The 19,868-nt window shown below is 55.0% G+C and carries 17 protein-coding genes and 2 tRNA genes; 10 read left to right on the forward strand and 9 right to left on the reverse strand.

Annotation, left to right across the window (positions count from 1 at the left end):
- The first annotated feature begins 31 nt into the window (after positions 1-31).
- Both EV681_RS17765 and EV681_RS17770 read left to right on the forward strand, forming a co-directional pair.
- Entirely contained in the window at positions 32-1,144 is a 1,113-nt protein-coding gene (locus tag EV681_RS17765) for an efflux RND transporter periplasmic adaptor subunit (protein ID WP_130304757.1), read from the forward strand.
- Complete coding sequence (locus EV681_RS17770; RefSeq protein WP_130304758.1) at positions 1,141-4,206, forward strand: efflux RND transporter permease subunit; 3,066 nt, start codon at positions 1,141-1,143, stop codon at positions 4,204-4,206. Before EV681_RS17765 ends, EV681_RS17770 begins: the two co-directional genes overlap by 4 nt.
- Positions 4,207-4,358: 152 nt before the next feature.
- Here the strand turns inward: EV681_RS17770 and EV681_RS17775 are convergent, their stop codons facing one another.
- Complete coding sequence (locus EV681_RS17775; protein WP_165393111.1) at positions 4,359-4,604, reverse strand: hypothetical protein; 246 nt, start codon at positions 4,602-4,604, stop codon at positions 4,359-4,361.
- Positions 4,605-5,106: 502 nt separating this feature from the next.
- On the opposite strand from EV681_RS17775, the gene EV681_RS17780 reads away from it, so the two are divergent.
- Together EV681_RS17780 and EV681_RS17785 are read left to right on the forward strand one after the other, a co-directional pair.
- Positions 5,107-5,820, forward strand: a complete 714-nt coding sequence (locus EV681_RS17780; RefSeq protein ID WP_128394807.1) for a response regulator transcription factor — start codon at positions 5,107-5,109, stop codon at positions 5,818-5,820.
- Positions 5,817-7,187: a sensor histidine kinase gene (locus EV681_RS17785; RefSeq protein ID WP_130304759.1), complete on the forward strand. Its 1,371-nt coding sequence runs from the start codon at positions 5,817-5,819 to the stop codon at positions 7,185-7,187. Before EV681_RS17780 ends, EV681_RS17785 begins: the two co-directional genes overlap by 4 nt.
- Positions 7,188-7,457: 270 nt before the next feature.
- Here EV681_RS17785 and EV681_RS17790 read toward each other — a convergent pair whose 3' ends face one another.
- The 3 genes from EV681_RS17790 to EV681_RS17800 form a co-directional block, all read right to left on the reverse strand.
- A complete protein-coding gene (locus EV681_RS17790) occupies positions 7,458-8,969 on the reverse strand; it encodes a tripartite tricarboxylate transporter permease (RefSeq protein WP_130304760.1) in 1,512 nt (503 codons plus the stop codon).
- Between the two features lie 12 nt (positions 8,970-8,981).
- Complete coding sequence (locus tag EV681_RS17795; RefSeq protein WP_130304761.1) at positions 8,982-9,431, reverse strand: tripartite tricarboxylate transporter TctB family protein; 450 nt, start codon at positions 9,429-9,431, stop codon at positions 8,982-8,984.
- Positions 9,432-9,905: 474 nt separating this feature from the next.
- Positions 9,906-9,983 (reverse strand) — tRNA-Arg (locus EV681_RS17800).
- A gap of 289 nt (positions 9,984-10,272) precedes the next feature.
- On the opposite strand from EV681_RS17800, the gene EV681_RS17805 reads away from it, so the two are divergent.
- The gene (locus EV681_RS17805; RefSeq protein ID WP_207227100.1) at positions 10,273-10,725 is read left to right on the forward strand and encodes a hemerythrin domain-containing protein; all 453 of its coding nucleotides are present in this window, start codon (positions 10,273-10,275) and stop codon (positions 10,723-10,725) included.
- A 185-nt stretch (positions 10,726-10,910) separates the two neighbouring features.
- Here the strand turns inward: EV681_RS17805 and EV681_RS17810 are convergent, their stop codons facing one another.
- Together EV681_RS17810 and EV681_RS17815 are read right to left on the reverse strand one after the other, a co-directional pair.
- Positions 10,911-11,045: an entericidin A/B family lipoprotein gene (locus EV681_RS17810; RefSeq protein WP_014751378.1), complete on the reverse strand. Its 135-nt coding sequence runs from the start codon at positions 11,043-11,045 to the stop codon at positions 10,911-10,913.
- Positions 11,046-11,171: 126 nt separating this feature from the next.
- Positions 11,172-11,744 (reverse strand): ferritin-like domain-containing protein, encoded by a 573-nt coding sequence (locus EV681_RS17815; RefSeq protein WP_128394789.1) that lies wholly within the window; start codon positions 11,742-11,744, stop codon positions 11,172-11,174.
- Between the two features lie 229 nt (positions 11,745-11,973).
- Between EV681_RS17815 and EV681_RS17820 the strand changes: the two genes are divergently transcribed.
- Entirely contained in the window at positions 11,974-12,438 is a 465-nt protein-coding gene (locus EV681_RS17820) for a GNAT family N-acetyltransferase (RefSeq protein ID WP_130304762.1), read from the forward strand.
- Between the two features lie 154 nt (positions 12,439-12,592).
- Here the strand turns inward: EV681_RS17820 and EV681_RS17825 are convergent, their stop codons facing one another.
- Positions 12,593-13,234 (reverse strand): FMN-binding negative transcriptional regulator, encoded by a 642-nt coding sequence (locus EV681_RS17825; RefSeq protein WP_128394787.1) that lies wholly within the window; start codon positions 13,232-13,234, stop codon positions 12,593-12,595.
- A gap of 371 nt (positions 13,235-13,605) precedes the next feature.
- Between EV681_RS17825 and EV681_RS17830 the strand changes: the two genes are divergently transcribed.
- From EV681_RS17830 to bioA, 3 genes are read left to right on the forward strand one after another with little or no spacing between them, the layout of a single operon-like run.
- A complete protein-coding gene (locus EV681_RS17830) occupies positions 13,606-14,766 on the forward strand; it encodes an aminotransferase class I/II-fold pyridoxal phosphate-dependent enzyme (RefSeq protein ID WP_128394786.1) in 1,161 nt (386 codons plus the stop codon).
- A 2-nt stretch (positions 14,767-14,768) separates the two neighbouring features.
- Positions 14,769-15,389, forward strand: coding sequence for a dethiobiotin synthase (gene bioD, locus EV681_RS17835; RefSeq protein ID WP_128394785.1), 621 nt, complete (start codon positions 14,769-14,771; stop codon positions 15,387-15,389).
- Positions 15,390-15,400: 11 nt separating this feature from the next.
- Complete coding sequence (bioA, locus tag EV681_RS17840; RefSeq protein WP_130304763.1) at positions 15,401-16,711, forward strand: adenosylmethionine--8-amino-7-oxononanoate transaminase; 1,311 nt, start codon at positions 15,401-15,403, stop codon at positions 16,709-16,711.
- 267 nt (positions 16,712-16,978) lie between these two features.
- On the opposite strand, the gene EV681_RS17845 is transcribed toward bioA, so the two are convergent.
- A tRNA-Ser gene (locus tag EV681_RS17845) sits at positions 16,979-17,072 on the reverse strand.
- A 160-nt stretch (positions 17,073-17,232) separates the two neighbouring features.
- Complete coding sequence (locus EV681_RS17850) at positions 17,233-18,495, reverse strand: aspartate kinase (protein WP_128394783.1); 1,263 nt, start codon at positions 18,493-18,495, stop codon at positions 17,233-17,235.
- Between the two features lie 266 nt (positions 18,496-18,761).
- On the opposite strand from EV681_RS17850, the gene EV681_RS17855 reads away from it, so the two are divergent.
- Complete coding sequence (locus tag EV681_RS17855; protein ID WP_165393134.1) at positions 18,762-19,709, forward strand: 2-hydroxyacid dehydrogenase; 948 nt, start codon at positions 18,762-18,764, stop codon at positions 19,707-19,709.
- The last annotated feature ends 159 nt before the right edge of the window (positions 19,710-19,868 follow it).

Raw genomic sequence — 19,868 nt, forward strand, 5'->3', positions numbered from 1 at the left:
AAAGTCCTGATTACATTGTCGATGGACTTTCATGTGCCTGCACCGCCTTGCCACCTATAGCGCGATTGGTGCGCTGTCGCTTTTACTGGCCGCTTGCGGCGAAAACACGCAACCTGACCCGCGCACCAACGTGCCATTGGTGCGTGTGGCTGCCGTGCAGCACGCCACGCCTGCGGCGCGCTCCTTCACGGGCACTGTGGCTGCACGGGTGCAAAGTGATCTGGGCTTTCGCGTATCCGGCAAGGTGCTCGAGCGCCTGGTGGACACCGGGCAAACCGTCAGGCGCGGCCAGCTACTTATGCGTATTGATGCGATTGATCTGAAGCTGGCCGCCCGGGCGCAACAGGCAGCAGTGGCTGCTGCCCGTGCGCGCGCGAAACAGACGGCAGAAGACGAAACCCGCTATCGCAGCCTGCGTGGAACCGGGGCAATATCGGCCTCGGAGTATGACCAGGTCAAAGCGGCGGCCGATGCTGCCAAGGCTCAGTTGAATGCGGAACAAGCCCAGGCTGAAGTGGCCAGTAACGCGAATCAATATGCGCAACTGCTGGCAGATGCCGATGGCCTGGTCATGGAAACCCTGGCCGAGCCCGGCCAGGTTGTGGCCACCGGGCAGGTCGTGGTACGTATTGCCCACGCCGGACACCGAGAGGCCGTTATTCAGTTGCCGGAAACCCTGCGTCCGACCGTGGGTGCTACCGCGCAAGCCAGCCTTTTTAGCAAACCAGACGTAATCATCCCGGCCACACTAAGACAGCTTTCGGATGTAGCGGACCGACTGACCCGAACGTTCGAGGCCAGATATGTGCTGCAGGGCGAGTTCGCCGATGCGCCGTTGGGCACTACGGTTACGGTAACGATTCCAGACGAAACAAATGCTGCAGCAAGCGATTGGCAAGTGCCGATCGGCGCGTTGTCTGACTCGGGCAAGGGGCCGGGCGTATGGGTTGTCAACGGCAAGTCGTCGACCATAGACTGGCGACAGGTCACGCTCCGGCGTCTGAATGTCGACAGCGCGTTTATTGCCGGCCAGTTCGAGCAAGGCGATCGGGTCGTTGCACTGGGGGCTCATCTGCTGCACGAAGGTCAGAAGGTGCGGGTGGCTGACCAGGCTGCTGGCCTGACTGCCGGGAGTCATCCGTGAGCAAGCGCGGTTTCAACCTGTCAGCGCTCGCCGTACGCGAGCACTCGGTCACCTTGTTTTTGATTTGCATGATTTCGCTGGCCGGGCTCATCGCATTCTTTCAGCTTGGTCGTGCGGAGGATCCCGCTTTCACGGTCAAGGTGATGACGGTTATTACTGCATGGCCAGGCGCGACCGCGCAGGAAATGCAAGATCAGGTTGCCGAAAAGATCGAAAAGCGCATGCAAGAGCTGCGCTGGTATGAGCGTAGCGAAACTTATACACGGCCTGGCCTGGCATTCACCACCGTTACGCTGCTTGACAGCACGCCGCCATCGGAAGTGAACGAGGCGTTCTATCAAGCCCGCAAGAAAATCAGTGATGAGGCAGGCAATCTTCCGTCCGGAGTGATCGGCCCGATGGTGAACGACGAGTATGCGGATGTCACCTTTGCCCTGTTTGCCCTCAAAGCCAAGGGCGAACCGCAACGCCTGCTCGTGCGCGATGCCGAGAGATTGCGTCAGCGCCTGTTGCATGTACCCGGTGTCAAGAAGGTCAATATCGTTGGTGAGCAGTCTGAACGCATTTATGTCGCGTTCTCGCATGAGCGCCTGGCAACGCTGGGCGTAAGCCCCCAGGCCGTATTTGCTGCGCTCAACAGCCAGAATGAACTGACGCCGGCCGGCTCGGTGCAAACCAAAGGCCCCCAGGTGTTCATTCGCCTGGACGGCGCTTTCGATGAATTGCAAAAAATCCGCGATACGCCCATCCTGGCTCAGGGACGCACGTTGAAACTGTCGGACATAGCGACGGTGACGCGTGGCTATGAAGATCCGGCCACATTCATGATTCGCAATGGTGGTGAACCTGCTTTGCTGCTGGGCATCGTCATGCGCGACGGCTGGAACGGGCTCGACCTCGGCAGGGCAATAGATAAGGAAGTGGACGCCATCAATACCGACATGCCGGTCGGTATGAGTTTAACCAAGGTCACAGATCAAGCCGTTAACATCAGCTCAGCGATAGATGAATTCATGGTCAAGTTCTTCGTTGCCTTGCTGGTGGTGATGTTGGTGTGTTTTGTGAGCATGGGCTGGCGTGTAGGTATCGTGGTTGCTGCCGCCGTGCCGCTGACGCTGGCGATCGTATTTGTGGTGATGGCAGCAACCGGCAAGAACTTTGACCGCATTACCCTGGGTTCTCTCATTTTGGGCCTGGGTCTGCTGGTGGACGATGCGATCATCGCCATCGAAATGATGGTGGTGAAAATGGAAGAGGGCTACAGCCGCATCACCGCCTCCGCCTACGCCTGGAGCCATACGGCGGCGCCAATGCTCGCAGGTACGCTGGTCACCGCAGTCGGTTTCATGCCCAACGGCTTTGCTCGTTCTACCGCAGGGGAATACACCAGCAATATGTTCTGGATCGTTGGCATTGCGCTGATAGCTTCCTGGGTGGTGGCGGTGGTTTTTACGCCTTACCTTGGTGTGAAGCTGTTGCCTGATCTGAAAAAGGTGGAAGGCGGCCACGGTGCGCTCTACGATTCGCCACGCTATAACCGCTTTCGGCAACTGCTGGGGCAGGTAATCAAAGGCAAATGGCTGGTTGCCGCTATGGTCATCGGTTTATTCGTTGCCGCTGTGCTGGGCATGGCGGTGGTCAAGAAACAGTTTTTTCCGGTCTCCGATCGTCCCGAAGTACTGGTCGAAGTGCAGATGCCCTATGGCACCTCAATTGAGCAGACCAGCGACGCCGCTTCGAAGGTGGAAACCTGGTTATCCAAACAGCCTGAGTCGAAGATCGTCACCACTTATGTGGGGCAAGGTGCACCTCGCTTTTATCTGGCAATGGGGCCGGAACTGCCAGATCCCTCTTTTGCCAAAATCGTGATCCGCACCGATAACCCGGACGAGCGCGAGGCGTTGAAATTCAGGTTGCGGCAAGCGATCGCCGATGGTCTCGCGCCCCAGGCGCAGGTCCGCGTCACTCAACTGGTTTTTGGCCCTTATTCGCCTTTTCCTGTCGCCTACCGAATTGCCGGCCCGAATCCGGATACGCTGCGCCAGATTGCTGGCCAGGTACAGCAGGTGATGATTGCCAGTCCGATGATGCGCACGGTCAATAATGACTGGGGAGTGCGTGCGCCAACATTGCACCTGGCCCTGCAGCAGGATCGGCTGCAAGCCCTGGGACTCACTTCCAGTGCCGTCGCCCAGCAATTGCAGTTCTTATTGAATGGCGTGCCGATCACTGCGGTGCGTGAGGACATTCGTACTGTGCAGGTCGTCGCGCGCTCTGCAGGCGGGGTGCGGCTTGATCCTGCAAAAATAGGCGACTTTACCTTGACGGCTGCCGATGGTCAGCGGGTTCCGCTTTCACAAATAGGCAGCGTTGATGTGCGCCTGGAAGAACCCCTCTTGCGCCGTCGCGACCGAATGCCTACCATCACTGTCCGAGGCGATATTGCCGAAGATTTACAGCCGCCAGATGTGTCGGCAGCCATTACCCGGCAGCTGGAGCCGATTATGGAAAAGCTCCCGGATGGCTATCGCATTGAGCAGGCCGGCGCCATCGAGGAATCCGGCAAAGCGACAACAGCCATGCTGCCTTTGTTTCCCATCATGCTGGCAATGACGCTGCTTATCATTATTCTTCAGGTGCGCTCGATCTCGGCCATGGTCATGGTTTTCCTGACCAGCCCCTTGGGGTTGATTGGCGTGGTGCCGATTTTGTTGCTGTTCCAGCAACCATTTGGTATCAATGCGCTGGTTGGCCTGATTGCGCTGTCCGGAATCTTAATGCGTAATACGCTCATCCTGATCGGGCAGATTCACCATAACGAACAGGCGGGGCTAAGCCCATTTCATGCTGTCGTGGAGGCGACGGTTCAGCGTGCGCGGCCGGTGATTTTGACTGCCCTGGCAGCGATCCTGGCGTTTATTCCATTGACCCACTCGGTGTTCTGGGGAACGCTTGCATACACGCTGATAGGAGGCACCTTCGCAGGGACCATTCTGACACTGGTTTTTTTACCCGCCATGTATTCCATCTGGTTCAGAATCAAACCCGACAAGGCGAGTTGATATGCACTATTTCAAGCGTATCCGGCGTACCCCAGTTCAGGGGACCCCTTTTCAAGTGGGCATTTTGGAGAAGCCGACAGCCCAGGACATGGGTGCGAATCGATGCAATCGCATCAATTGCAAGCGTTATTGTGTGGGGCACAGAGGGGCGATTATTGCCAGGTGCTGCGAGTCAGCCGGATAGTCTGGGCCAGATTCAGGCGTTTGGCCTCTCGTTCTGCGTAGTCCCGCTCGTCCGGCTCGTATGAGCCTTCATACAAACAGCTGCTGCGGTGCCACGTGCAATCGTTGCGCAGTTCTGCAGCGACAGGTTTCTTATTGGCGCCTCCACCGCAGCCGGCAATAAAGACGGCGAGAGACAATACCACGGCGCATCGGCCAAATGTTTGAACGAACATGTTTGCTTCTCCCAAAGAGGTGCAACGGCCATTTTATAGCATGTCTGCCAAATACCCGGATCTCTGGGCAATATAGGCGGGAAAACTGTGCTGTGCGCGCCGGTGCATGTTTGCATCATCTTGGTCAAACCCCATCCGGCACCCATTACGATAGTCTTACCGTTTGGTAAGAAAACGGGCAGAATATGACGCAAATTATGTTGCTTTGTCTTGCTCAGGCGCCTTGCTGGTTCGTCTCCAGGAACCGGCCTGTGTGGTCCAATCGGGCAGTATGCATGACTGGGTAGCTCTGCTTGGTGATCCAATACCTGAGAATCCAGCAAGCGTCGGGCCAACATAAGCACATCACGCAAACATGATCACCGTAACACTGCTGTCTTGAGTCGATTGGTGCTTGGTGATATGGTCGTCGATAGCTGCACGAAAAGGGCGCCTGGCCTACAAAGTGCTGCTAATCTTCAAGAGGCTGTTGCCTCACACTTATTTCGCGTGGAAAACAGATATGTGGCAATGTCTTATTATTGAGGACGACCGAGATAACGCTCGATATCTTGCCAATGGCCTGACGGAACTGGGGCATTTGGTGAGCGTTTGCGGGGACGGAGCAAGCGGGCTTGAAAACGCCATGAAGGACAAATGGGACATTATCATTTTGGATCGTATACTGCCCAATCATGTCGATGGCCTTTCAATACTATCGGCCCTGCGGGTAATGGGGAAAAAGACGCCGGTTTTGGTGCTTAGCGCGCTGTCGGCCGTCGATGATCGGGTTGATGGTTTAAGAGCTGGTGGTGATGACTATCTGGTCAAACCATTTTCCTTTTCTGAATTGGTCGCGCGACTGGATGCACTAATCAGGCGAACGCGACCCGATCTGGAAGTCAAACAACTTCGGGTTGCAGATCTGACGATTAATGTCGCTACGCAGAAAGTACTGCGTGCCGGACGATCGATCGCCTTGCAGCCGCAAGAATTCCGTTTATTGATGTATCTCATGCTTAACGTTCACCGGATCGTGACGCGAACCATGTTACTTGAAACGATTTGGGGATACAGCTTTGATCCCCAGTCGAATGTTATTGATGTTCAGGTGAGCAGGCTGCGCCGCAAGATCGATTCCGTTTGCACAATCCCGCTGATTCACACTGTGCGCGGTGTGGGGTACACCCTTTCTGATAGACAGGGCTCCAGCAATAGGCAATTCGAAGAAGAATGATTCATTTTTTTAAGCGCCAGTGGAATTCCATCTCTTTTCGCCTGACGTTGAATTATGGCTTGTTAGCTATTTTCACTACGTCAATATTGATCGTATTCATATACGTTCAGTTCATTGGCGCATTACGCACCGAATACACAAGACAGATAACAGCGACCGGACAACGTTTAATTGCAGCCTTTGAAGATGGTGGCAGTGATGCACTTATATCGGCGATTGCACTGACGCTTTCGGATCGAATCGACTCAGACCGGGAGATCTACCTGCTTCTTGACAAGGATGGCCGCAAGCTGGCTGGAAACCTGGCGAGCTCCCCACAATTTAACTCAACAAATACTGAAGTGTTTGACGCAGAGGTGATTCAAAATGGCATCCCTACGCGTGGCTATCTAAAAATCCAAACCCTGGCCGACGGTAAGATATTAGTCGTTGGGCAGGATTCAAGTGAGATAGGCGACATCACTTCATTAATAGGGCGGGCGACAGCGGCGGCCATTCTTTTGGCTGTACTTATGGTGCTTTTGGGGACCTATATATTTAGAAGAGAATTGGCGTACCGCGTTAGCCACATTCGACGAACGACGCAGCAAATTGGCGCTGGCAAACTCTCTAAACGTATCTCGGCACCGACAAGCGCCGACGAGTTCACTCTGCTTAATCGTGACATTAACACGATGTTAGACAGGATCGAACTGTTGATGAAGAGCGCCAGGCACATTTCGGATACCATCGCACATAATCTTCGTACGCCGTTGACTCGCATTATTGGTGCATTGCGAGTGGCGCAGCAGCCGGGTGTGTCCCTGGCCGCAGCGCTAAAGGCCAACCAACAAGCCATAGAAGGCATCGAAAGTCTTAATGTATTGCTGGAAAAACTATTGCAAATTGCAGAGATGCAGGCAGGCATACAACGTCGTTCGTTTAAGCCCTGCGAGTTGGATGTCATCGTCACCGACGTGGTTCAGATGCATGAGGCGTTAGCGGAAGAAAAAGGTATTTCGTTATACCGTGCGAACCTGGATTCCGTTACGCTTCTTGGTGATGTGAATTTGCTCGCCAGCGCGCTTGCCAATCTGCTGGACAATGCGGTTAAGTACGGTACCCATCAGGTCGTTGTTAAAGTGGTCAAGCAGGGGCGTTCCGGACTCATTACTATCGAAGACGATGGGCCTGGGTTGCCCGCCAGCGAATATGAGCATCTGGGCAAGCACTTTTATAGATCTGATCCATCTTCAGATGGGCACGGTTTGGGCTTGACCAGCGTCATGAGCATTGTCGGTTTGCACGGTGGAACGCTTTCTTTTTCGAATGCTCATCCAGGGCTGCGGGTAATCGTATCACTGCCCCTTGATACAAAACACAGTTAACGCCATAAGCATTGTAAAAGATGCTTATGTTCGAATTCGGCCTCACGGTCTGATGAGATAGCACCAGTGCAAAAACCTCTCTAAGACAATCCATTTGCTGTACTCATTGAACCGCGAACAGTGGCAACTGCACGGGCACATGAAGCTACTCAATCGGCGTTCCAAGCGTATTCGTACATACTTGCCCGGCCTTCGAATCAGCTGTGCAGCCTGGTTCAAAAAGTAATGGCCGACTGAGTCGGCCATTCTTCAATCAACCATCCAGGTGCTTCAAATCGATTCCGGAGATTGGGCCACGGTCGATCGCTGGCGCAGGCCACTCCACAATCCCCATACCAGCAACGCTGCCGTCAGGACCAGCACCCACATGCTGATCGGGCGCTCGATGAAGGTCTGGATACTACCTCGCGAGAGCAACATGGCGCGCCGGAAGTTTTCCTCCAGCATCGGGCCCAATACGTAGCCCAGCAGCAGCGGAGCAGGTGGAAAGTCAAGCACGCGCAGTACGTAGCCACCAATGCCGAACACAAGAACGGCGTAGACATCAAAGACGTTGTTGTTGACCGAGTAGGTGCCGATGCAGATGAACATCACGATGGCCGGGTAGAGGATGTGATATGGAATGGTTAACACCCGGATCCACAAACCGATCATCGGCACGTTCAGGATCACCAGGACGATGTTGCCGATCCAGAAACTCATCACCAGGCCCCAGAACATCTCGGGCTGCTCGGTCAGCATTTGCGGTCCGGGCTGGATGCCGTGGATCATCAGCGCACCAATGATCAACGCCATCGTCACACTGCCGGGAATGCCCAGCGTCATTGTCGGAATGAAGGATGCCTGGTCTGATGCGTTGTTGGCCGATTCCGGGGCCATGATCCCCTCGATTGCGCCCTTGCCGAAGCGCTCGGGTGTCTTCGAAGTCCGCTTCTCCAGCGCATAGGCCATGAAGGCGGCTACGGTAGGGCCCACGCCGGGCAGCACGCCGAAGAATGATCCCAGGCTCGAGCCGCGGGCCATTGGTCCCCAGGAACGCCTCATTTCGTCACGCGTTGGCAACATGGCCTTCATCGATACGTCGATCTTGCGGTCGGCCGCCTTCACATGATTGATGCTGGCGATGATCTCGGTGACGCCAAACAGGCCCATGGCAATGGCGACGATCTGCACGCCATCCTGAAGCTCGGGGAACCCCAAATCGAAGCGCGCTACGCCGGAATTGACGTCGGTGCCGACCATGCCCAGCAACACGCCGGCCACGACCATGGTGATGCCCTTGATAGCTGAACCGGACGACACCACAGAGGCTGCCACCAGGCCGAGCACCATCATTGAGAAGTACTCTGCGGGACCGAATTTGAACGCGACTTCGGCAACGAGTGGAGAGAACAGCATCATCATGAGTATGCCAACGCTGGCGCCAAAGAACGAGGCGATGGTCGTCATCAACAGCGCGACGCCAGCCCGTCCCTGTTTGGCCATCGGGAACCCGTCCAGACACGTCACAGCATTGGCTGGCGTTCCCGGAAGATTCAACAGAATCGAGGCTGTTGATCCCCCGTAGGTGCTGCCATACCAGATGCCGGCCAGCATGATCAGCGCGGCGGTCGGCTCCAGGACGTAGGTGATCGGAAACAGCAGCGACATTGTCGCCAGGGTACCGACTCCGGGGATTACGCCAATCAACGTGCCGAGCGATACGCCAATGATGCACCAGAGAAGATTGTTCCAATCGAGCGCGGTCGTCAGACCGAGCATAATGTTGTCAAAAATGTCCATCTTTATCTTCTCCTACCAAGGCCAGGCGAACGTCGGCAGGATGACGCCCAGTCCAACTTTAAACACCAGGGTCGCTCCTGCAGAGAGGCCCCCCGCCAGGAGCAGTGACTGCTTCCAGGACAGTTTGCTATCGGAAATGCCGGCCAGGATCGTCTGCGCAATGATCGCGGGTACCAGGCCGAAAGGCAGGACCAGCAACGCGAATGCGAGCATCGAAAGACTGATCCAGAACAGTGGCCGTAATTCGAAGATTGGCATGGGTCCTTCACGCAGCAGTGCAGGAATCAGTATCATGATTCCGCACAGCATTAACAGGCCACCTACGAGAGCGGGAAAGTAGCCTGGCCCCATCCGGGCCGCCGTGCCAAGATCGAAAGCGGTCAATGAATGGTACATAGCCCCGGCTCCGGCAATGGTGATCAATACCCCCCCGATCAAGTCTCGGTAGTCGACTCGACGCATGCAGTTGTCTCCTTGGAAATTGTTTAATACAGCTTCGGTTCAGTGCGCGAAGCTTCGAGCCCACAATTATGTCTTTGGGTAGCCTGTGCAGCAACTTAGCTTTTCCTTACTATTTAGTCATGTATTGGTTCTTCGGGGTAGGCGATAAATCATTGCACGCCATCTCAGTAGGGGTAGTGAATGGCGCGCGAGCAAAGACCCGGGTGTTGAGCGATACCAAGGCTATCTCGGGCTTTACTGAGCCAGATGAGCAAGAATACGCATCTGATGCCTGCACGCGTGAGCACGCCAGAGGGCGGCTATCGTAATATTGGATTTACCGGCGAAAACCGGCGAGGGTAGGCCCATTGAAGGACGTGGCGTGCGTTGGAATAGTTGTTGTCCTCAATTGAGTATTTTTCTAATTTAAATAGGACAATGACGTTTCAACAGCACAAAAAACAAAAGGCCTCCATATGGAGACCCTAAGTAATGTGGCGCGCCCGGCAGGATTTGAACCCACGACCCCTTGGTTCGTAGCCAAGTACTCTAATCCAACTGAGCTACGGGCGCGCTGTAACTGCAAGAAAAGAATTATGCGCTAAATAGAGTCTGATTGCAAGCGCTTTTTGCTTTGCATTTTAAATAATGTCGACAACGCGCGACAGGGCGGCAAATTTGCTTTTTTTGACGGGAATTTTGTTGTTTGTAAACAACGTAAGTTGTTGCGTATTCGTCTGGGTTGAGGCTAGATAAGGGTGTGGTTGCGACTGCTGAATTTTTTTGCGACTGCCTACGGCTTCATGACGGCCATTGCGAATGGCACAGAAAGCCCCGACAAACAGAGAATATGAAAGGGACTATGATGGAAACAGTTTATGACGCACTGCGCGAGAGCCACGAAACGCAACGCAGTCTCTGTAAGCGGCTGCTTCGCACCAAGCCCGGTACGGGCAGCCGGGACGATATTTTCAAGGCGTTGTATGTGGAGCTCGAAGCGCACGCAGCCGCAGAAGAGCGCTTTTTGTATGCCCCCATTCTGATGGACGACAACGGGTTGTCGCCTTCGCGCCATGCGCTGGCCGAACATCATGAAATCGAGGAAATGCTGGAGGATTTGCAGTCTGAGCCCTCCAATTCACCGGGATGGCTGGCACAGGCCAAGGCGCTGTCAAAAAAAGTGCACCACCATTTGCGTGAAGAGGAAAAGAAATTCTTTCAGGCGTCGGGGAAAATTCTGACGGATGCACAAAAGACCAAACTGGCAAAGCAGTATCGCCGTGATTTCGAGCGGATGAAGAAAGTGCTCGCCTAGGGCGATTGGCTGCCGGTACGCTTTGTGATGCCGGTTAGATGAATCCGCGAGCTGCGGCGGACTATAAAAAAAGCTGCCTGTGTAATGCATCCGTAAGGGCATTCACAAGGCAGCTTTTGGTCGATCACCGATCTTGTCGTCTGTTGTTAGACAGGGAACAGCACCGGAATATTGACGCCTGGAATTTATTTATGGCGTTCAGCAGCGCCTGATATCGCAGCACCACCGCGTTCCAGATCCTGTCCGGCGCCGGAAATGGTATTGCATGCAGCCAGGCCGAGCAGAGATACCAGTACAGCAACAAGTCCCAATTTTTTCATGATTTATTCTCCTATGTCGGTCTAATTACAAATACAAACGTGATAATCCGCGATTACCGATAAACTGTCAACGCCCAATTATGATTGCGAGCCGATTTTTCCGGAAATGTTATTTCAACGCACTACTTATCTGGTTACGACGGATCGCATCCAGTCGCTCAGTTCGTCGGCATGTTCTTCTTCGTCATTCAGGATGCTCTCCAGAAGTCGACGAGTTGTGGGATCCTTGTCGCCGATCAATTCAATCATTTGCGTGTAGGATTCAATCGCAACCCGCTCGGCAATCAGATTCGATTTGATCATTTCATGCAAACCAGCGTCGTCGTTATAGTCGGCGTGACTGCGAGACAATAATGTGTCTGGTGAGAAATCCGGTTCGCCGCCCAGTTGTACGATACGTTTGGCTATGGCATCGGCATGTGCCGATTCTTCATTGGCGTGCACCAGAAATTCATCGGCGATGGCAGGGGACTCCAATCCTGTTGCAGTAAAATGGTGGCGCTTGTAGCGCAAGATACAGACAATCTCTGTTGCTAACGCATCGTTCAGCAGACGCACAATGTCTTCGCGCCAGGGATTGTCATGGCCTATAACGGCGCCATCATCCAGGCTTTGTTTTGCTTTTTCAATGGCCGCCTCGTCCAGTTTCAGGCGATTGGCGGTGCTTTTTTTCACACTTGCTTTGCTCTTTTCTTTCATAATAACTCCTGTCTTTAAATAAACATTTAATAAGGAATATCGAATTCAGAATAGTGTCAGATCGAATGAAAGCCAGCTAACCAGGGATCTATGTTCAAATAATAACATCAATAGGCAAGGTGAAAAAATTACTGACGCAGGGGCAGTGATCATATGGCATCTGTCATGGCATCGTGGCTGTCATGCAATCACGGCTGATTCGCGGTCGTTTCAACTACAGGAATAACATATGCAGGATATAGACATGCAGGATACGGATATCAGACATGCGCAAGTTGAGGATTTTGATCAGTGGAGTGAGCTATGGCGCGGCTACCTGGCGTTCTATGGCGAGCCGGAGGACACTCAGACCAGTCAGATTACCTGGCAGCGGTTTATAGATGAGCAAGAGCCAATGCATGCATTTGTGGCTGTTCGAAACGGGCAGGTCGTCGGGTTTGCGCATCTTATTGGCCATCGGTCCACCTGGTCGCCAAAAGACCGACTGTACCTGAATGATTTGTTCGTCGCTCAGGCCCACAGGCAGAATGGGGTGGCCCGGCAATTGCTTGAGCACGCCCGGCATTTTGCCGCCAGCAACAACTATGAGTGGCTGTACTGGACGACGCGCGAAGGTAACGCTACTGCAAGAACGCTTTACGATCAGGTCGCCAGCCGAACAGACTTTCTACAGTATCGTGTTTTTATAGAATGAGGCCGATCTGCTGAGCCTCAGGTTCAAGGCGTATATCCCTGTCGCATCGGCGCCTGGCCACTTTGGCGGACAACCGCACAGGCTTGTTATTGCCGTCCGACGCTGAGCTGCCAGGCCAGACGCCGCTGACCATGCTGCGCCCCGGCTGGGGCTGTCAGGTTTTTTCTCGCGATTGCATTGCCTGCGCCAGTGCCTGGCTGTCGGACAAGCCATCACCCTGACGCAGGTTTTCAATGACGCCGGCCAGATCTGCCTGGCTGCGATTCTGGCTCAATTTCCATTTCCCATCAATGCTCGCCACCGTGATTTCCAGTCCAACGATGGCGCGCTTTTGCCGGTCGATAAAATCGGCGGGCGCATCTGTTACCTGCCACGGAGCGGGTCTGCCGGTTTCCTGCATGCGGGTCAATGCGCTGATCTGGCTTTGCAGCCAGTCGGCATCATCTGTGGTGGCAAGGGTGCCTCGCATCTGCGCCATGACATAATTCCAGGTGGGAACAACCTGATGGGTCGTGGCCTTACTTGCATACCAGGATGGCGAGATGTAGCCCTGTTCGCCCTGGAATACAACCAGACAGGCCGGATCTGCCATCAATAATTTCCAATGCGGATTGGCCCGCGCCATATGCGCCCGCAATATGCCGTGCTCGCCCTCTTCGGGGAAGTACAGAAATGGTATCGGGCTGGCCTGGACGCCTTCCGGGCTCTGGGAAATCAGCAGGCCCAACGGATGCCGGCGTATCAAATCCGATATTGCTTCGGAGTCGGCAACGCGAAAGTGGGAAGGGTTATACATGACAGTCTGATTCAAAGTGGGATGCCGGTCGGGGAGCTGCAAGCAGCAGTCTATATACATTATACGAAGTGCCATTTGCGGGCAAGATGCAAGGCACGCGCAACACATAAAAAAAACAGGCTTGGCTGGCAATTGCCAGGCATTTGGCTGCTGCGGTTGTGCTCGCTTTAGGTTTGCTGGTAGCGCGCGCTCATCAGGCAATATATCTATATTCATGCATAATCGCTTTTCGTCTTTTATTTGGTGCTTATTTTTCAATTTATTAAAATTTCAATTGCTATGCCTTCTTTTTAGAATAGGGGCTGAACGTCGCATATGCCTGGTTGATGCCGGGAGTCTCATGTTTGCGACAAATATTCAGGTGTCGCCCCATGTATCGTTTTTATGATCAGTATTGTGTTGAGCAGGATGCGAAAAGCCGGCTGCGCGCGCTGCCGCCAGTGGATCTTCCAGTCTCGCTCGATTTTTCCAGTAACGACTATCTTGGTCTGGCTACGCATCCCGATGTTGTGAATGCCGCGATTGCAGCGGCCAGGCAATACGGTGCAGGTTCAACCGGTTCCCGACTGCTGTCTGGAAACTACAGTCTGATTGAATCCTTTGAAAGGCAGATCGCCCAGAGCAAGCATACTGAGGCTGCCCTCATATTCAACTCGGGTTATCAGGCCAATATGACTGTACTGGCCAGCTTGCTGAGTCAGCGGGTCCTGCCGGCGCCGCCCATTGTTTTTTTCGACAGGCTCAATCATTCCAGTCTTTATAACGCGATGTTTTTATCGGGCGCGGAATATGTGCTGTTCGAGCGCAACGACATGGCAGATCTGCGCCGTCAGTTGCAAACGCATTGTGTGGCATCCCGGCCCGCGTTTATCGTGACCGAAACCGTTCATGGGATGGAGGCGGACCTGTTGCCTATTGCGCAGGTGGTCGATATTGCCGCCAGCTACAACTGTTTTCTGTATCTGGATGAGGCGCATGCCACCGGTTTGTATGGTTCGCAAGGCTATGGTTTGTCCACGACAGTGGATTTGTCCCCGGTACCCCATATGGTGATGGGGACATTCAGCAAGGCGATCGGCGGAGCCGGCGCATACATTGCCTGCAATGCGATCATGCACCGGTTCATGTTGAACAGAACGGCTGGCTTCATTTATTCAACGGCGCCATCACCCATGAGCGTGGCGGCCGCGGCCCAGGCATGGCGTATGGTTCCGACGCTTGCTGCACAACGCCAGCAGGTATTTGCCTTGGCCGATTTGCTGCGCCAGCTGTTGCGTGATCGCGGCATAACTGTCATGGGAGATGGCACCAATATCGTGCCCGTATGTCTGGGAGATGAATCGGACACGCTGGCATTGAAGCAGGCATTGCAGCAAGAGGGCATGATGGTGTCGGCGATCCGACCGCCCACCGTACCGACCGGTACTTCCCGATTGCGTATTGCCATTAATGCGCTTCATGACAGCGCGGGCGTGAACCGTTTGGCCCAGACGATTGTGCAGCACTTGTCCCGCCCAGGAACAAGGGGTTGACCATGCGTATTTTTGTCACTGGAACCGATACCGATGTGGGCAAGACGCTGGTGTCGGCTTGGCTGTGCCAGCATTTTGGATTTGATTATTTCAAGCCGGTACAGGCGGGCTTGCTGCCGATGACCGATAGCGAGTGGGTGAAGATCCACGCTGGTTGTCATACTTACCCGGAAACATACCGGCTGTGCGAGCCGGCATCACCGCATTACGCCGCCCAGTTGGAGGGCAGGCAGCTGGCGCTGGAGGATATCCGCCTGCCTGACGCGCAACGGCTGGTGGTGGAGGGCGCGGGCGGTGTCATGGTTCCGCTGGGTGCGGGATGCCTGATGATTGACCTGATCGCCTGGCTAGGTCTTCCTGTGCTGGTGGTGGCCGCAACCAGGCTGGGGACGCTTAACCATACGCTGCTTACTTTGCAGGCCTTGCGCTTGCGGGGTATTGCTGTGCTGGGCGTCATACTGAACGGGCCGCCATGCGACATGACTGCGGGCACAATTGCAGACTATGGCAGTGTGCCCGTGCTGCAGCAAATTCCGGCGTTATCTGCCGGGGTAAGTGCATCTGCCTTGATGCAAGTCGCGCCAACGGCGGCGCTTAAACATGCTTTGGGAGTGAAAGAATGAGCAGGGAAGCGATGAGTAGAGAAACCAAGCCTACTTTGGCGCAACGGGACAAGGCGCTGGTGTGGCATCCGTTCACACAGGAGCAAACCGCCGCGCCACGCCTGCCGGTCTCGCATGGACGCGGACCATGGCTTTACGATACGGACAATCGTGCCTATCTTGATCTGGTATCGAGCTGGTGGGTGAATCTGTTCGGGCATGGCTGCCCGCCCATTGCGCAAAGTATTGCCGCGCAGGCAAACAGGCTGGAGCATGTGCTGTTTGCCGGTTGCACCCATGAGCCTGCCGTGCAGCTGTGTGAAGCGCTCAGTGCCATGCTGCCTGCTCAACTGGGCAAGTTCTTTTTTTCCGATAATGGTTCAACGGCCGTTGAGGTTGCGCTGAAAATGGCGCACCAGTACTGGAAGAATGCGCATGGGCAGGAGCGCAAGCTGTTTATCGGCTTTGAAGGTGGTTACCATGGCGACACTTTTGGCGCGATGTCGGTTGGCGCGCATTGCGGCTATCACGATCAATTCCGTTCTTTGTTTTTTGAATCGGTGGCGATCCCTTTTCCGGATACCTGGTGGAATGACCAAGAGGTGCAAGCCCGGGAGGATTCAGCTCTTGCTGCACTGGAAGCGGCGCTGATACGACATGCAGGGCAGGTCGCGGCCATGATCATGGAACCGTTGGTGCAGGGTGCGGCAGGCATGCGGATGTGCCGGCCGCAATTTTTTGCCAAGGCGTGTGCGCTGGCCCGTGCGCACGACACGCTGGTCATCTTCGATGAAGTCATGACCGGATTCGGTCGCACCGGTACCCGCTTTGCATTCGAGCAGACAGGCGCAGTGCCTGATTTTTTATGCGTGTCCAAGGGGATAACGGGCGGTTTTCTTCCGCTGGCATTGACCATTACGGGCGATCATATCTACGAGGCATTTTTGTCTGAACAGGCTGATCGGGCGTTTTCTCACGGGCATTCCTATACAGCCAATCCGCTGGCCTGCGCCGCCGCCGTCGCGGCCATGGCCTTGCTGGTTACCGATGAGACGTCCCGCGCATTACAGGTGTTGCCGCAATGTCACCATGAGGGATTGCAACGGCTGCAGCAGGCCGTGCCGGCGATAGTGCGCCCCCGAGTTACCGGAACCATCGCTGCCTTTGATTTGCCGCCGGCGTATCCGTATTCGGCAGGGCAGTTGCATCAGCGATTTCTGGAAAAAGGTCTGTTGATTCGTCCCATTGGACAGACGGTGTATGTGTTGCCGCCCTATGTAACCAGCCCGGCGCAGTTGCAGGCAGCGTATGAAACCATGGGGCAGGTTCTTGCTGCGCAATGAAGGCCGAATCGGACGATTTCACGCTTTGGGGCGGACAGCCACTTAATGTGTGCGGTCACCCCAAAGTCTGCAGACAGAGGTCCGCGGATAGACGGTTGAAGATAGACGGTTGAAGATAACGGGGCCGAAGATAACGGGGCCGAAGATAACGGGGCCGAAGATAACGGGGCCATTGGGGACGGCCAAGTGCGGCGACTCATCAGTGACCGGTGGTTGTCCCGCTGAAAATGAAAAAGCCCTTGAATTTCAAGGGCTTTTAAGTGTTTTTGGCGGAGACGGAGGGATTCGAACCCTCGATGCAGGTTTTAGCCCACATGCTTCCTTAGCAGGGAAGTGCCTTCAGCCTCTCGGCCACGTCTCCGAACAATCCGAGATTCTAACACGATTTTTGTGGCTGCCGCCACAATATTTGCTCAAAATGCCAGCAACTAGCGGAAAAATGACCAGGGTGTGGCAGCAGCGCTATTGCCTGGTGCGCTTGCTGCCTCCAAACTGCTGTTATCCCGGCCATTGAGCCGCGATCAGGACTGTTCGGCTTCCTGGTCCAGGCCAAAGGCTTTGTGCAGGGCGCGAACGGCCAGTTCCATGTATTTGTCGTCAATCAGAACTGAGGTCTTGATTTCGCTGGTGCTGATCATCTGGATGTTGACGCCTTCCTTGGCCAGCGTGCTGAACATCAGGCTGGCGACACCGGCGTGCGAGCGCATGCCGATACCCACGATAGACACTTTGCACACCTTGTCGTCGGTCAGCACTTCGCGGGCGCCGACGGCAGGCAGGATGGTGTCGGTCAACAGCTCCGTGGCCCGTTTGAATTCGTTGCGGTTCACCGTAAAGGAAAAGTCGGTGGTGCCATCAACAGACTGGTTCTGGATGATCATGTCGACGTCGATGTTGGCTTTGGCAACGGGGCCCAGAATGGCATAGGCCACGCCGGGCTTGTCAGGTACACCCAGCAACGTCAGTTTGGCTTCGTCGCGGCTGAACGCGATACCGGAAATGACAGCGGATTCCATTTTTGAATCTTCCTCAAAGGTAATTAATGTTCCTGAATTTTTCTCTTCCTGCAGGGGAATCGCAGGGTCGGTGAGTGATGACAGGACGCGCAGCGGCACTTTGTATTTGCCGGCAAACTCGACGGAACGGATCTGCAGGACCTTGGAGCCCAGCGATGCCATTTCCAGCATTTCTTCAAACGAGACGACAGACAGGCGCCGGGCTTCGGGTACCACGCGCGGGTCGGTGGTGTAGACGCCATCGACATCTGTATAGATCAAGCACTCGTCGGCACCGATAGCAGCGGCAATGGCAACGGCAGACGTATCGGAGCCGCCGCGACCCAGCGTCGTGATGTGGCCGTCAGGGTCAATGCCCTGGAAACCGGTGACGATGACGACCCGGCCACTATCGAGCTCGGCCTTGACGCGTTTGTCGTCGATGGACTTGATGCGGGCCTTGGTAAAAGCCGAATCCGTTTTCACAGGCACTTGCCAGCCGGTGAAGCTGCGGGCTTTGATGCCTTCGGCCTGCAGGGCCAGGGCGAGCAGGGCGCTGCTTGCCTGTTCGCCGGTAGAGGCGAGCATGTCAAGTTCACGACCATCGGGCAATTCGGAAATTTCCTTGGCCAGCCCCAGCAGGCGATTGGTTTCACCGGACATGGCCGAGGGTACAACCACGACCTGATGGCCGGCGTTGTGCCACTTGGCTACGCGTTTCGCAACATTCTTGATTCGTTCAACGGAGCCCATGGAGGTTCCGCCGTATTTGTGGACTATGAGAGACATCGAATTTGCAATAAAAGTTGCCCGAGATCGGGAGTAACCCATTATTCTACAACGAGTGAAATATTTATTCTGGAAAAAGCCCGCCTGCCGTGGCATTGCGTCAGCCAGACCGCCCCGTTTCGCGTATTGCCGGACATCCTCCCAGGCCATCCCGTCAGGCTTGGTCTGGCTAGGCACCTCTTTGCACCCGGCCTGGGCATGTCATGTGATCACAGGCGTGGTATTCTCTTTTTCAGTGAACATAAACAATGTTTTTTGAGGAGGATATCATGGCAAAAACAAAAGTCGTTCAGGTCGCCAGCGGCACGCAACTGGTCAATAGTCATCTGCAGGAGAACTACGAGGTGCTGGCCTTGTGGGAGCAGCCAGATCCGCAGGCGTTTCTGGCTGAGCATGGCAAGGACGTGCGCGGTCTGGTGACCACTGCCGGGCACGGACTGAAGAATGAATGGCTGGACAGCCTGCCTGACCTGGGCGTAGTCAGCAGCTTTGGCGTGGGATACGATACGATTGATGCCGGTGAGCTGAAAAAAAGAGGCATTCAGCTGGGCAATACGCCAGATGTCCTGAATGCGTGTGTTGCCGATCTGGCGGTGTGTCTGCTGCTGGGCAGCGCCAGACAACTGGTCTGGGGCGATCGTTATGTGCGTGAAGGGCGCTGGCCGGTAGAAGGTCAATTTCCGCTGGCGCAGAGCGTATCAGGCAAGAATGTGGGTATCGTCGGCCTGGGCGGTATCGGGGTGGAAGTGGCGCGCCGGCTGGCTGGTTTTGATTGCGAGATTCGCTACCATAATCGCAAGGCGCGCGATGATGTGCCGTATGGCTATGAAGCCTCGCTGACGGCGCTGGCCGAGTGGGCTGATTATCTTGTGCTGACATGTGTAGGCGGGCCCTCCACGCATCACCTGATCAATCGCGAAGTGCTGCTGGCGCTGGGACGCAAGGGCACGGTTGTGAATGTCTCTCGCGGTACGGTGATTGACGAGACGGCCATGATCCAGTTGCTGCAGCAGGACAAACTGGGTTTTGCCGCGCTGGATGTATTCGAACATGAGCCGCAGGTGCCGTCGGCGCTGCGAGAGCACGCGCGCGTGACGCTGATGCCGCACTCTGCCAGCGCGACAGTGGAAACCCGTCTGAAAATGAGCCAGCGTGTGATCGATAACCTTGATCGGTTCTTTGAAACGGGCCAGGTGATATCACGGGTTGTGTAGACAGCAACGGCGCCGCGCGCCGACACTGCCGCAGAACGTCTTATAAATGACATTCTGAAAGACCAATTCGCAGTATCTTGCGGTATCGACATTTTCGTATAATGAGTTCAGGACCGGCCACAGCATTACCACACACCGTGGGACGTGGCCGGTCACAAG

It is taken from the genome of Advenella incenata (assembly GCF_004217095.1).
GTDB classification, from domain to species: domain Bacteria; phylum Pseudomonadota; class Gammaproteobacteria; order Burkholderiales; family Burkholderiaceae_B; genus Advenella; species Advenella incenata.